This is a genomic window from Ruegeria sp. CJ2 (assembly GCF_056536745.1).
Window position 1 is genome coordinate 1 of the sequence record NZ_JBQFQF010000001.1, and the last position, 12,700, is coordinate 12,700.

Here is a 12,700-nt window from a genome sequence, read left to right on the forward strand (position 1 = left end):
AGCCGCACAAAAAAGTGTGTCGAAAATCATCGAGTAAGGCGCGCTTGCCACGCCTGGTTGCGGCAGGCGATTTTCCAAAGGAAAATCTGCCGAGAGCAACACGGTGATAAATTAGAGAAGGCCGTCCCAAAGGGGGCGGCCTTTTTGCTTGGATTGGATCGGGTCACAGACAGAAAAACCCGCCTTTGCAGAGAATAAAGCCTCTGATCGGCTTAGATAACGCCAGCCAAGACCAATCGAACGATATCTTCGCGTTTCAGGCTGCGCGCGCGCAGTTCGGCATCATTCATCAGCCAATAGGCGCGGATTCTGCGGATTGCCGATCTGGTTTCAGAAAGACTGCGCAGATTGGAACGGATGCGACGGCTCAGCAGTTGCCACACTGCGGCAGGGCTGAGGAATTGCGGGCGGTAAACGGTGGATTTGGGCATAAGAGCGTTTCGTTGCGTTTTGATTGAACCAATACAATCTACGCGCGCTTGCTTTTGGCAGCTAGGCCCGCCCGGTCATATCCGCTGTGCGTCTGGTGCAATGGCCCAGCGTTTCGGCCGGGCCAAGGTTTGTTGATCAAAGCGCAGCTTCTGCCGCTGCGCGAACAGCTCGGATGTTGTCCCCATAAACGTCCGGTTGAGACACCGAACCGCCTTTGAAGACAGCAGATCCCGCAACCAGAACGTCTGCACCCGCAGCCGCGACCAGAGGGGCCGTTTTCGGGTCCACACCACCGTCGATTTCGATGTGGACGGGGCGGTCACCGATCATCTGGCGCAGGCGACGCACCTTTTCGGTCAGGTCGATGAATTTCTGTCCGCCAAAACCGGGGTTCACGGTCATCACGCAGACCAGATCGGTCAGGTCCAGCAAATGCTCGACCGTCTCGGCAGAGGTGCCGGGGTTGAGGGCAACGCCGGCCTTCATGCCAGCGGCACGAATGGCCTGCAACGTGCGGTGCGTGTGCGGGCCAGCCTCGATATGAGCCGTCAGGATATCCGCTCCGGCATCGGCATAGGCTTGGATATACGGATCAACAGGCGTGATCATCAGGTGCACGTCCATCACCGTTTTCACATGTGGGCGAAACGCTTTGACGGCGGGGGGACCAAAGGTGAGGTTTGGCACGAAATGGCCATCCATCACGTCAACATGAACCCAATCTGCGCCCTGCGCTTCGATCGCCTGAATCTCGGCGCCGAAGTTGGCAAAATCGGCAGACAGGATCGACGGAGCGATTTTGATGCTGCGGTCAAAGGACATGTTTGGCCTCGTGTCAGGTTATAGAGTCGGCTCGCGTATACCTGCGATATGCGGGGAAGGGTAGAGCTTACGGCAGCGAGCGCTGCGTTACAAAACTTTCACCCAACCGACACACAGCCGTTGAACACCGTCTTTAGCTAGCCGCCAACACATTTGGGGGTGGCTTGTGCTGCGAATTGAAAAACTGACGAAACGCTTTGGCGAAAATACGGCTGTGGATGCTGCTTCGCTGGACGTTGATAAACCGTGCATGATCGGCATCATTGGACGCTCGGGCGCAGGTAAATCCACCCTCTTGCGCATGATCAACCGCCTGACAGATGCCAGCGACGGTGAGATCATTTTTGAAGGCCGCGACGTTACCAAATTGAAGGGCCGCGAAAAGCGCGCATGGCAGGCAGATTGCGCGATGATCTTTCAGCAGTTCAATCTGGTGCCGCGTATGGATGTGGTCTCGAACGTATTGCACGGTACGCTGAACCGTCATTCGACGCTGGCCACCATGTTCAACCTGTTTCCGATGGAGGATATCCATCGCGCCATCGACATTCTGGACCGTTTGGGCATTGCCGAACACGCGCCCAAACGGGCCGAAGCGCTGTCGGGCGGTCAGCAGCAACGTGTCGCCATTGCGCGCGCGCTGATGCAGGACCCCAGCATTATTCTGGCGGATGAGCCCATTGCCTCGCTGGACCCGATGAACGCGCAGGTGGTGATGCAGGCGCTGCGCCGCATCCATGAAGAGGATGGCCGGACAGTGATTGCCAACCTGCACACGCTGGACACCGCGCGCCGCTATTGCGACCGCGTCGTCGGGATGCGCGACGGGCGTATCGTGTTTGACGGCCTGCCCGAACAACTGACCACCGGCGTCGCGCGTGAGATTTACGGAGCCGATGCCAGCTTCTCGGAAGAGGCGACATCGACCGAGATTGAGACGCTGGATGCGACTCAAAAGGCCCTGATGGAAGCGGAAGCAACCGTCTGAGCCGATCCCCCCTTTCATCGACCGGCCGATGAAAGGCCGGCATATCAAACCGGAGAGAGACAGATGAAAAAACTGATTGCTGCCCTTGTTGCGACGACTGCAATCGCCGCCCCAGCCATGGCTGCGGATATCAACGAATTCCGCATCGGTATTCTGGGCGGTGAAAACGCTCAGGACCGTCTGAACAACAATGAATGCCTGCGTGAATACACCGAAGACGCGCTGGGTGTGGAAACCAAGCTGTTCGCGCCTGCCGATTATGACGGCGTGATCCAGGGATTGCTGGGCGGCACCATCGACATGGCGTGGCTGGGTGCCTCGGGTTATGCGAAGACCTATCTGTCCGACCCCGAAGCGGTTGAGCCGGTTCTGGTCAAGGTCAACACCGATGGCGGCTATGGCTACTATTCGATCGGTTTTGCCCGCAAAGACAGCGGCATCACCTCGCTGGACGATATGAAGGGTAAAACCTTTGGCTTTGGCGACCCGAACTCGACCTCTGGCTATCTGATCCCGTCGATCGAAATTCCTGCCGCCACTGGCGCGACCATGGAATCGGGCGACTACTTCGGTGAAGTGAAATTCACCGGTGGTCATGAGCAGACCATCGTTGCCGTCAACAATGGCGATGTCGATGGCGGCGTGACCTGGGCTGACGGTCTGGGCGATTGGGAAGACGGGTATCAGTCGGGCGCGCTGCGTCGTGCTGTTGATGCCGGTCTGGTCGACATGAACGACATGGTCCAGATCTGGAAGTCCAAGCCGATCCCCGAAGGCCCGGTTGTTCTGCGCACCGCACTGCCTGCGGATGTGAAAGAGAAGATGACCGCTCTGATGGCAGGTCTGGCCGAGAAAGATCGCGAGTGCTTCTACGGCGTTGCCGCAGGTGAAGCGAAGGCGTTCGAGCCGATCACCCACGACGCCTATGAGATCATCATCGAAGCGCGCAAGCTGAAGTCCAACTAAGCCTGCATACCCCAAAGACCGGGGCCCGGTGTCGAAACCGGGCCCCGTTTTTCCACTCAGGAGCATTCCATGACAGACCTGACCGCAGGGTCCACGGCCATCGATCAGATCCGGGCCGACTATACCGTGATGACACGACGCAAGCGGGTCTATGGTGGTATTCTTCTGATCGTTTTCGTGGCGTTGATGGCCGCTGGGTTTCGCACCGCCGATGACCGCAACGCAGGCAGTTTTGCGGACGGCTGGCACCGTATCTTTGACTACCCCGCCGAAGTTCTGTCAGAGGCGTGGGAAAAGATCGACGCGCTGCCTGCCAATCTGGTCAAATTCTTCCCGGCGCTGGTCGAGACGATCAACATTGCGGCTGCGTCCACGTTGATCGGGACCATCGCAGGGACTTTTCTGGCACTGATGTCTACGCGTGGAATGGCGCTGTGGCCTGCTTTAATCCCGCTTTTCCGGCGTATTGCCGATATCTGCCGCGCAATCCCCGAGATCGTGATCGCCCTGGTCCTGATCTTCATTCTGGGCGGCGGTCCGGTTCCGGCGATGATCGCCATCGCCATCCATACGGCGGGGGCGCTGGGTAAATTGTTTTCCGAAGTGAACGAGAATGCCTCGCTGAAGCCGGTTGAAGGGCTGCATTCGGTTGGCGCCAACTGGTCGCAGCGCATGTATCTGGGTGTGATCCCGCAGGTCGGGCCGAACTATGTCAGCTATGCCTTGCTGCGGTTCGAGATCAACATCCGCGCCTCGGCCATTCTGGGCTTTGTCGGCGCGGGCGGTCTGGGGTACGAGCTGCGCAATTCAATGTCGTGGGGGCAGGGGCGCTATGATGAGGCCGCCGCGATCTTCCTGCTGCTGTTTGTCACCATCGTCGTCGTTGACCAAATCTCGGGCCATCTGCGTGATCGTCTGACCCACGGATCCGAGAAAGGAGCGCGGGCATGAGCACCTTCGCCACGAACCTGACCATCGACGAGTTGAAGGCCGAAGCGGACCATCTGTTCAGCCGCAAACGTCTTGTGAATTTCGGCCTGCCGTCGCTGGTGCTGGCTTATCTGATCTACGTTTTCTTCGCCTTCGACGTACCCGGCCTGGCCGAGCGCGCGAACTGGGACAACGGCAAGACGTTGGTGGCCGACAGTTACAGCTACAAGACACATATCGAGCGTGACAATCGTACCGGTGAAGTCTCGGCCGCGATCGAAGGCGAGCGCAAGGGGGCCTATCCCGAGGGCGACGCGCCAGATTGGGTTACGCTGGGTGAAACCACAGTGATTGATCTGGAGGACGGTCACGTCGTGCGGTTCGGCCCCGAGACCGTCGAATACGACATCCCCGGCTATGGCACCGTGCGCGCAACGCCGACCCGTTCAGCGGGCGTTCAGGCCGAATTGCCTGCAGGCGATGTGCCGGACTGGATCAATGTTTCGAAAAACCGGATGGCAATCACGACGGATGCCGGTCGCCTGACGGTGACGCGGAACCGCTCGGAAGTGTTTCGGTATTTCACCGGGTGGGAGTTGTTCTTTTTCACCCTCGACAGCCCCTATTACGGCAAGTCTTTCCCGCAGTTGGTCGGTCTGGCCGCAAATGGTGAGGCGGGCGCGATTCTGAATGATTTCTGGACCAACAAGATGTGGCGGCATCAGGACGTGGCCTGGGCGATCTTCGAGACGATCCTGATGGCCTTCCTCGGCACATTGGGTGCAGGCATGGTCGCGTTGCCGCTTGCCTTCCTTGCAACGCGCAACTTCAACCCGCTGAGGTCGGTTCGGTTTCTGACCCGCCGCGTGTTCGATTTTGTCCGCGGTGTCGACGCCTTGATCTGGACCGTCGTGCTGGCACGGGCGTTTGGTCCCGGTCCGCTGACAGGCGCGCTGGCCATTCTGGTGACCGATACCGGAACCTTCGGCAAAATCTTCTCGGAAGCGTTGGAGAACGTCGATCAAAAGCAGATTGAAGGCGTCCAGTCCACGGGGGCCAACGCGCCCCAGCGATATCGGTTTGGCGTGATCCCGCAGGTGACACCCGTTCTGCTCAGTCAGTTGTTGTACTTCCTTGAATCCAACACCCGCAGCGCGACCGTGATCGGTGCCATCACGGGTGGCGGGATCGGGTTGCTGCTGACCCAAGCGATCATCACGCAAAAAGACTGGGAAGAGGTTGCCTATTACATCGTCCTGATCATCCTGATGGTCATGCTGATGGATTGGTTCTCGGGCTGGTTGCGCAGGCGTCTGATCCAGGGGGAAACTGCGCCCAAACGTAAGAAGGCGAAGCCCGTCAAAGCAGGCTGAATTGGCACAGGCAGAAGGATCAAAAGATGGCGCGTCTTCGTTCGGACCAACCTTTCATTCACCCCGATTGCGCAATCTCAAACAGCGCGTTTGGCGCATATGTCGAGATCGGAGCGGGGACGCGGGTCGCGAATTCCGTGGTCGGAGATTATTCGTATTGTGACCGAACCTGTGACATTGCCAATGCCGAGATCGGGAAATTTGCCAACATAGCCAGCTTTACCCGGATCGGGGCAACAGATCACCCGATGGAGAAGGCTTCTCTGCACCATTTTCTCTATCGGTCGGCCGATTATTGGGATGATGCTGAGGATGACGCCCAATGGTTTGCTCATCGCGCCAGCCGGGTTACGACAATCGGGCACGATACGTGGATTGGGCATGCGGCAATCATCAAGCCCGAGGTCACCATCGGCCACGGGGCAGTCGTTGCTTCGGGCGCAATCGTCACCAAAGACGTCGCGCCCTATACAATCGTCGGTGGCGTCACGGCACAACCGATCCGACGCCGGTATCCCGAGGCCGTGGCCGAGCGGATGATGAACCTTGCTTGGTGGGACTGGGACAATGCGCGCCTTCGCGCCGCGCTGCCGGATTTTCGCGCGCTGGGGTCTGAGGCGTTTTTGGAAAAATACGAAAGCGTTCCCGCCTGCTGATACTGCCGACCTTGGCTGCTGCTGTTGATGCAGGCCGGCACTGATTTCTGGTCAGTCCTCGTTCAAGGTGAGCGTCACGCGGTCCCCCGCGAACACCGTCCGGCCAAATTCCACGGGTACGCCATTTGTGTCGGCGTTAATTCCCGTGGAAAACAGAACTGGTGCCCCTTCGGTCAGGCGGAGGTGCAGGGCTTGTGTGGCCGTCGCAGCCCGCGCCGTCAGGCGGGTTGAGATTCGGGTGTAATCCTGCACGCCGCACACTTGAAGGGCTTTTGTCACCGATTGCGTCTCGGACAAAGCCACGAGGATATCGGGCAGGCGGTCCGCTGGAAATACACTTTGAAACAGGCCAATGGGCTGGCCGTCGGCCAAGGACAGGCCGTCGTAGACATGAACCGTTGCGCCCGGCTCAAGCTGCAATGCCTCGGCTTCGGCCTCGTCGGCTGTTCGGGTGGTGAGCGTCAGGATCTTCTTTCCCGGGATTTTGCCGCTGGCTGAGATGCTTTTGTGATACCTGACGCGCTTTCCGATGGGGTAATCCGTCGGACGCGCGGTCACGAATACACCCGCGCCGCGCCTTGAATGCACCAATCCCTGTTCAGACAGGTCTGACAATGCGCGCCGAACGGTATGCCTGTTGACGCCATGCTGCGAGGCCAGTTGCGCCTCGGTCGGAAGCTGATCGCCGGTTTTGTACCGCCCCTCGGCGATGTCCGACGTCAGGCTCAACGCAATGCTTTTCCAGACCGGAGTTTTGCTCATGTCACCAAATCTTCACAGTATCCCGGATTGCGAGTCGCTCCGGTCGGGTGTAATATTTGTCTAGTTGTATAGTGCATATAGACAACCCGGCCAAGAGGGTTTGATGGCGGATCAGATGAAAACAGAAGATATCGCGCGCAAGGAATGGATGGGTCTGCTGGCCCGCGTGCCGTCCGAGGCGCTGATGGCGAAATGGGGCGAGTGCAACCTGCACCCCAGTTTTGAGTGGCTTCGTCGACCCGAAGTGGGCGGGGTCATGGTGCGGGGGCGCGCAGGTGGAACCGGCGCGGCCTTCAACCTTGGGGAAATGACCGTCACGCGCTGTTCGCTGGCGCTGGATGACGGGACGGTCGGGCATGGATATGTGCAGGGCCGATCGAAATCGAAGGCGGAAATCGCGGCGCTGATCGACGCGTTGATGCAAACCGGCGCCGCAGAAAAGGTCCGGTCACAGGTGATCGAACCTCTGACCGAAATCATGCAGGTCGCAAAAACCAGCCGCGCGGCAAAGGCTGCCGCCACAAAGGTAGAGTTCTTTGCTCTGGTTCGGGGAGAGGATTGATGACCACGCAACCCCAGTTCGCAGGCGGTTTCAACGATGCGCCCAGTCAGGCCGCGCACGCGTTTCGGGCGGCCATGACAGCGATGGCCCGTCCGGGCGAGATACGATCATTGATCGGCGCACTGCCGCCCGAGCCGCTGTCTGTTGCCGCAGGTACGCTATTGCTGACGCTTTGCGATCCTGAGACCAAAGTTCATCTGGCCGGGGCAGCCGATACACCCGCCGTGCGCCAGTGGCTGATATTTCATACAGGTGCCCCAGTCACGGGCGCTGCCGAGGCGGATTTCGCCGTAGGGACGTGGCAGGATCTTGGGCCGCTGACGGCCTATCGGATTGGAACGTCCGAATACCCGGACCGCTCTGCGACCCTGATCGTTGAATGCGCTGAATTGGTCAACGCAGGCGCAACGCTCAGTGGTCCGGGGATCAAGGATACGGCGCATTTGTCCCTGCCGGATATCCCGGCTTTGCAGGCCAATTCGTCCTTGTTCCCGCTGGGCTGTGATTTCTTTTTCACCTGCGGCAGTGAGGTTGCCGCCCTGCCGCGCAGTACGACAATCCGGTCGGAGGGATAAGCGATGTATGTTGCCGTCAAAGGTGGTGAAAAGGCCATCGAAAATGCGCATTCCTGGCTGGCCGAGGAACGCCGGGGGTCAACGGAAGTGGCCGAGTTGAGCATCGCGCAAATCCGCGAACAGCTTTCTTTGGCCGTGAACCGGGTCATGGCCGAGGGGTCTCTGTTCGACCCCGATCTGGCGGCCTTGGCGATCAAGCAGGCGCGGGGCGATCTGATCGAGGCGATATTCCTGATCCGTGCATACCGAACAACCTTGCCCCGGTTCGGGTATTCCAACCCGGTCGCGACGGAGGATATGGCGTGCGACAGACGAATCTCTGCCACCTTCAAGGATGCGCCGGGCGGACAGGTTTTGGGGCCGACCTTCGACTACACACACCGTTTGCTGGATTTCAAACTGGCGGCTGAGGGGGAGGTTTCCGATGCGCCGAAGGGTGCGCCGCGCGATGAGCCGACGCCGCATATTACGGAATTTCTGCAAGGCGAGGGGATCATTCAGGATGAGCCCGCAAGCGATGAAACCCCTGACGATCTGACCCGGCAGCCGATGGAATTTCCGTCCAACCGTCCGTTACGGCTTCAATCCCTGACGCGCGGCGATGAGGGGTTCGTGTTGGGCATGGCGTACTCGACCCAGCGCGGATACGCCCGTAATCACGCGTTTGTCGGCGAATTGCGCATCGGCAAAGTCGCGGTTGAGATGGACATCCCGGAACTGGGTTTTGCCATCGACATTGGCGAGGTTGAACTGACGGAATGCGAAACGGTCAACCAGTTCCAAGGCTCCAAGACCGAACCACCTCAGTTCACGCGGGGTTATGGGCTGGTCTTTGGTCAGTCCGAGCGCAAGTCCATCGCGATGGCTTTGGTCGACCGCTCCCTGCGCTGGGAAGAGTTGGGCGAGGACAACCTGGGCGCCCCGGCGCAGGACGAGGAATTTGTCCTGAGCCACGCGGACAACATTCAGGCCACAGGGTTCCTCGAACATATCAAACTGCCGCATTACGTGGATTTCCAGTCCGAGTTGGAGTTGGTCCGAAAGCTGCGTCGTGAGGCCGAAGAGCGCATCACACCAAAGGAGGCAGCGGAATGAGCGAATACAATTTTGCCTATCTGGACGAACAGACCAAGCGCATGATCCGCCGTGCCATCCTCAAAGGTCTGGCAGTGCCCGGCTATCAGGTTCCTTTTGCCAGCCGTGAAATGCCGATGCCCTATGGATGGGGCACGGGCGGGGTGCAGGTGTCGGCTGCAACGCTGACCCCGGATGACACGTTCAAGGTGATCGACCAAGGCGCGGATGACACCACGAACGCCGTTTCGATCCGCAAGTTCTTTGAGAACACGGCAGGCGTCGAAACCACCGAGGAAACCGAAAAGGCGAGTGTCATCCAAACCCGCCACCGCATCCCCGAGGCCAAGCTGCGCGAGGATCAGATCCTCGTTTATCAGGTGCCGATCCCGGAACCCCTGCGTTTTCTGGAGCCGCGCGAGACCGAGACGCGCAAGATGCACAGTCTTGAAGAATATGGGCTGATGCATGTGAAACTGTACGAGGACATCAGCCAGCATGGGGCGATTTCAACCTCATACGCCTATCCGGTGAAGGTGTCGGGGCGATATGTGATGGATCCGTCTCCGATCCCGAAATTCGACAACCCCAAGCTTGAGATGGACGCGATCCAACTGTTCGGGGCAGGGCGCGAACAGCGTATCTATGCCGTACCGCCACACACCAAGGTCGTGTCTCTTGATTTCGAGGATTACCCATTTGAAGCGACAAAGGCCGACCACCCCTGTGATCTGTGTGGGGCCGAAGACAGTTATCTGGACGAGGTTATCACCGATGATGCGGGCAGCCGGATGTTCGTCTGCTCTGACACCGATTACTGTCGGTCCCGGCGTGAGGCGGGCCACTCAGGTCGCATGACCAAGGAGGTTGCAGCATGACCCCTCTGCTACAAGTCAAAGACATCGAGAAACGATACGGAACCCGGATCGGGTGCTCGGGTGTCTGTTTTGATCTTTACCCGGGCGAGGTCATGGGAATCGTCGGTGAAAGTGGCTCGGGCAAGTCGACTTTGCTGAATTGTCTGGCCGGTCATCTGGAGCCTGACGCGGGTCAGGTGATTTTTGATACGCGCGCGGACGGACCGGTGGATACGGTGACCATGTCGGAACCCGAACGGCGGATGCTGGGCCGGACGGACTGGGCCTTTGTTCATCAGCACGCCCGCGACGGGCTGCGCATGTCCGTCAGTGCCGGTGGCAATATTGGCGAGCGCCTGATGGCCGTCGGCGACCGTCACTATGGTCAGATCCGCGACCGGGCGATTGATTGGCTGGGTCGTGTTGAGATTGACGGCAGCCGCGTCGATGACCGCCCAACGGCGTTTTCGGGCGGGATGCAGCAACGGTTGCAAATCGCGCGCAATCTGGTGACCGGCCCGCGGCTGGTGTTCATGGACGAACCGACAGGAGGGTTGGACGTGTCCGTTCAGGCCCGGCTGCTGGACCTGTTGCGCGGTCTGGTCCGCGAGATGGGGCTGAGCGCCATCATCGTCACCCATGATCTGGCCGTGGTGCGATTGCTGGCGGACCGGCTGATGGTGATGAAGGACGGCCACGTGGTCGAGGCGGGTTTGACCGATCAGGTTCTGGACGATCCGCAACATGCCTACACGCAGTTGCTTGTTTCGAGCGTGCTGCAGGTTTGAAGGAATAAGGCAATGATTGAACTGATCGGTGTGAACAAGAGCTTTACCCTGCACAATCAGGGCAGCGCGGTCATTCCAGTGATGGAGGGCGCGACGCTCAAAGTTTCGCCCGGAGAATGCGTCGCGCTGACAGGGGCGTCCGGTGCGGGCAAGTCGACCCTGATGCGGGTGATCTACGGTAACTACCTGGCGGCGTCCGGGCAGGTTCTGGTCGGTGGCTTGGATGTGGCACAGGCAGAGCCGCGCCAGATCTTGGCGCTGCGGCGCGATACGCTGGGATATGTCAGCCAGTTCCTAAGGGTTGTTCCGCGCGTTCCAACGCTCGAAGTGGTGGCGGAACCGTTGCTTGCAATCGGAACCGAAAAGCGGGTGGCGCTGGATCGGGCGGCCGCGTTGCTGGCCCGGTTGAACATACCCGAACGGCTCTGGCAGCTTAGTCCAACGACCTTTTCAGGCGGTGAACAGCAGCGCGTGAATATTGCACGCGGCTTTGCGCACACCTATCCCGCGATGTTGCTGGACGAGCCGACCGCCTCACTGGACGCGCAGAACCGTGAGACCGTGCTGTCGCTGATCGAGGAAGCCAAGGCGCGCGGCGCAGCCATCGTTGGTATCTTTCACGATGTCGAAGCGCGCAGCCGCGTGTGTGATCGGGAAATCGACGTGTCAGGTTTCACGCCGGGCAAGGCCGCATGACCCGCGCCCCTGTCATAGCGGTTGTCGGCCCGTCCGGGGTGGGCAAGGACAGCGTGATGGAGGCGCTGGTTGCGCGTGCGTCCGGAATTTTAAGAGTGCGGCGCGTGATTACCCGGCCCAAAGGCGAAGAAGGCGAAGATTTTGATAGGGTCACAGAAGAAGCCTTTCAGCGCATGGTGGCCGAAGATGCGTTTATTCTGCACTGGTCGGCGCATGGGCTAAAATATGGCGTGCCCCGTTCGATCGAGACGTTCAGGCAGACCTCGGATGCGGTGCTTGTGAACCTGTCCCGTGCCGTCTTGCTACAGGCGCAGGAGGTGTTCGGCGATTTTCTCGTGATCTCGCTGACCGCCGATCCCGCGGTTCTTGCCCAACGACTTGCAACGCGGGCGCGCGAGAGTGCAGTCGAACAAGAACGGCGTCTGGCGCGCGCCGAAACCAGTTTGCCCTCGGGCCTTGCGCAGGTCTTTGAGGTCGATAATTCCGGCCCGTTGGATCAGACGATTGATACCATTCTGACCCGGCTTCAACCGGAAAGAGCGTAGCGATGGATCATGTGAAAACGCCCATCCTCAGTCTCGCCCACAAGGGCCAAGTCCTCGATCTGAAACGGGTTTGGCAGCAAGGGCGCAAGCCGGTCTTCAAGCGTATTTTGCACCTTGGACAGCGTTGGTTTGTCCAATCGCCCGCTGAGCGTGATGTGAAAGCGAAATGCCTCCATCACGTAGGGATAGCCCCACTGCACGAGATTTGCCTCGTGTTCCGGCGTCAGACCCGCGCCGCGCCGACGGTCCAATTCAGCTTGGGGCGCCGGTGCGCGAAACGCGTCCAGTTCCCGCACGCAACCTGCCGCCATAGCGTTCAGGCCGGTGGTATCTCCGACCGGGCGAAGGGCCAGAAACCGGCCCAGACGCGCAATTTCAAGTCCGTCCAGCACCACGGGCGCGCGTGTGGCCGCAAAATCGGCGCAGGCCGCGCGCAAACCTTCGAACGACTGCCCCTGCGCCAGACGAAACGGCGGCTTCAACGTCGCGTGCAGCCCGTATTTGCGTGGAACTTCCGTTACCGAGGACACGTCAACCCCGGCGATGTCCGGATGCGCAACGGCCTGTCCGGTTTCCATATCCCAACCCAGCCATTGGGTCGCAAACCTCGTCCAACCGGCCTCGGCCGGGGGCGCAAAATAGATCGCGTATCGCGTGAATGTCACATTGGCCTC

General features: G+C 59.6%; 16 protein-coding genes. 12 read left to right on the forward strand and 4 right to left on the reverse strand.

What is annotated here, in order from left to right; genetic code table 11:
• Window positions 1-212: 212 nt before the first annotated feature.
• Both ACR0MS_RS00005 and rpe read right to left on the reverse strand, forming a co-directional pair.
• A complete protein-coding gene (locus tag ACR0MS_RS00005) occupies window positions 213-431 on the reverse strand; it encodes a hypothetical protein (protein WP_480567570.1) in 219 nt (72 codons plus the stop codon).
• 136 nt (window positions 432-567) lie between these two features.
• Window positions 568-1,254 (reverse strand): ribulose-phosphate 3-epimerase, encoded by a 687-nt coding sequence (rpe, locus tag ACR0MS_RS00010; RefSeq protein ID WP_480567572.1) that lies wholly within the window; start codon window positions 1,252-1,254, stop codon window positions 568-570.
• 166 nt (window positions 1,255-1,420) lie between these two features.
• On the opposite strand from rpe, the gene phnC reads away from it, so the two are divergent.
• From phnC to ACR0MS_RS00035, 5 genes are all read left to right on the forward strand, one after another.
• Complete coding sequence (gene phnC / locus ACR0MS_RS00015; protein WP_480567574.1) at window positions 1,421-2,242, forward strand: phosphonate ABC transporter ATP-binding protein; 822 nt, start codon at window positions 1,421-1,423, stop codon at window positions 2,240-2,242.
• 63 nt (window positions 2,243-2,305) lie between these two features.
• Window positions 2,306-3,208, forward strand: a complete 903-nt coding sequence (gene phnD, locus ACR0MS_RS00020; RefSeq protein WP_480567577.1) for a phosphonate ABC transporter substrate-binding protein — start codon at window positions 2,306-2,308, stop codon at window positions 3,206-3,208.
• Between the two features lie 69 nt (window positions 3,209-3,277).
• Window positions 3,278-4,159, forward strand: a complete 882-nt coding sequence (gene phnE, locus ACR0MS_RS00025; protein WP_480567580.1) for a phosphonate ABC transporter, permease protein PhnE — start codon at window positions 3,278-3,280, stop codon at window positions 4,157-4,159.
• Window positions 4,156-5,511: a phosphonate ABC transporter, permease protein PhnE gene (gene phnE, locus ACR0MS_RS00030; protein WP_480567582.1), complete on the forward strand. Its 1,356-nt coding sequence runs from the start codon at window positions 4,156-4,158 to the stop codon at window positions 5,509-5,511. The genes phnE (ACR0MS_RS00025) and phnE (ACR0MS_RS00030) overlap by 4 nt, the downstream gene beginning before the upstream one ends.
• A gap of 26 nt (window positions 5,512-5,537) precedes the next feature.
• Entirely contained in the window at window positions 5,538-6,167 is a 630-nt protein-coding gene (locus ACR0MS_RS00035; RefSeq protein WP_480567584.1) for an LbetaH domain-containing protein, read from the forward strand.
• A 51-nt stretch (window positions 6,168-6,218) separates the two neighbouring features.
• On the opposite strand, the gene phnF is transcribed toward ACR0MS_RS00035, so the two are convergent.
• Window positions 6,219-6,929 (reverse strand): phosphonate metabolism transcriptional regulator PhnF, encoded by a 711-nt coding sequence (phnF, locus tag ACR0MS_RS00040; RefSeq protein ID WP_480567586.1) that lies wholly within the window; start codon window positions 6,927-6,929, stop codon window positions 6,219-6,221.
• A gap of 103 nt (window positions 6,930-7,032) precedes the next feature.
• Here phnF and phnG point away from each other — a divergent pair, with 103 nt between their 5' ends.
• Genes phnG through phnN form a run of 7 tightly spaced genes read left to right on the forward strand, consistent with a single transcriptional unit; the run spans window position 7,033 to window position 12,026 of the window.
• Window positions 7,033-7,491: a phosphonate C-P lyase system protein PhnG gene (phnG, locus tag ACR0MS_RS00045; protein ID WP_480567588.1), complete on the forward strand. Its 459-nt coding sequence runs from the start codon at window positions 7,033-7,035 to the stop codon at window positions 7,489-7,491.
• Entirely contained in the window at window positions 7,491-8,066 is a 576-nt protein-coding gene (phnH, locus tag ACR0MS_RS00050; RefSeq protein ID WP_480567590.1) for a phosphonate C-P lyase system protein PhnH, read from the forward strand. The genes phnG and phnH overlap by 1 nt, the downstream gene beginning before the upstream one ends.
• Window positions 8,067-8,069: 3 nt before the next feature.
• Window positions 8,070-9,161, forward strand: a complete 1,092-nt coding sequence (locus tag ACR0MS_RS00055) for a carbon-phosphorus lyase complex subunit (RefSeq protein WP_480567592.1) — start codon at window positions 8,070-8,072, stop codon at window positions 9,159-9,161.
• Complete coding sequence (locus ACR0MS_RS00060) at window positions 9,158-10,018, forward strand: alpha-D-ribose 1-methylphosphonate 5-phosphate C-P-lyase PhnJ (protein WP_480567594.1); 861 nt, start codon at window positions 9,158-9,160, stop codon at window positions 10,016-10,018. Before ACR0MS_RS00055 ends, ACR0MS_RS00060 begins: the two co-directional genes overlap by 4 nt.
• Window positions 10,015-10,785 carry a phosphonate C-P lyase system protein PhnK gene (gene phnK / locus ACR0MS_RS00065; protein ID WP_480567596.1) on the forward strand — a complete coding sequence of 257 codons (771 nt, stop codon included), beginning with the start codon at window positions 10,015-10,017 and terminating at the stop codon, window positions 10,783-10,785. The genes ACR0MS_RS00060 and phnK overlap by 4 nt, the downstream gene beginning before the upstream one ends.
• A gap of 12 nt (window positions 10,786-10,797) precedes the next feature.
• Window positions 10,798-11,481, forward strand: a complete 684-nt coding sequence (gene phnL / locus ACR0MS_RS00070) for a phosphonate C-P lyase system protein PhnL (RefSeq protein ID WP_480567598.1) — start codon at window positions 10,798-10,800, stop codon at window positions 11,479-11,481.
• Entirely contained in the window at window positions 11,478-12,026 is a 549-nt protein-coding gene (gene phnN / locus ACR0MS_RS00075) for a phosphonate metabolism protein/1,5-bisphosphokinase (PRPP-forming) PhnN (protein ID WP_480567600.1), read from the forward strand. Before phnL ends, phnN begins: the two co-directional genes overlap by 4 nt.
• On the opposite strand, the gene ACR0MS_RS00080 is transcribed toward phnN, so the two are convergent.
• A complete protein-coding gene (locus ACR0MS_RS00080) occupies window positions 12,008-12,691 on the reverse strand; it encodes a DUF1045 domain-containing protein (protein WP_480567602.1) in 684 nt (227 codons plus the stop codon). The two genes, phnN and ACR0MS_RS00080, sit on opposite strands and share 19 nt — an antisense overlap.
• Between the last annotated feature and the right edge of the window lie 9 nt (window positions 12,692-12,700).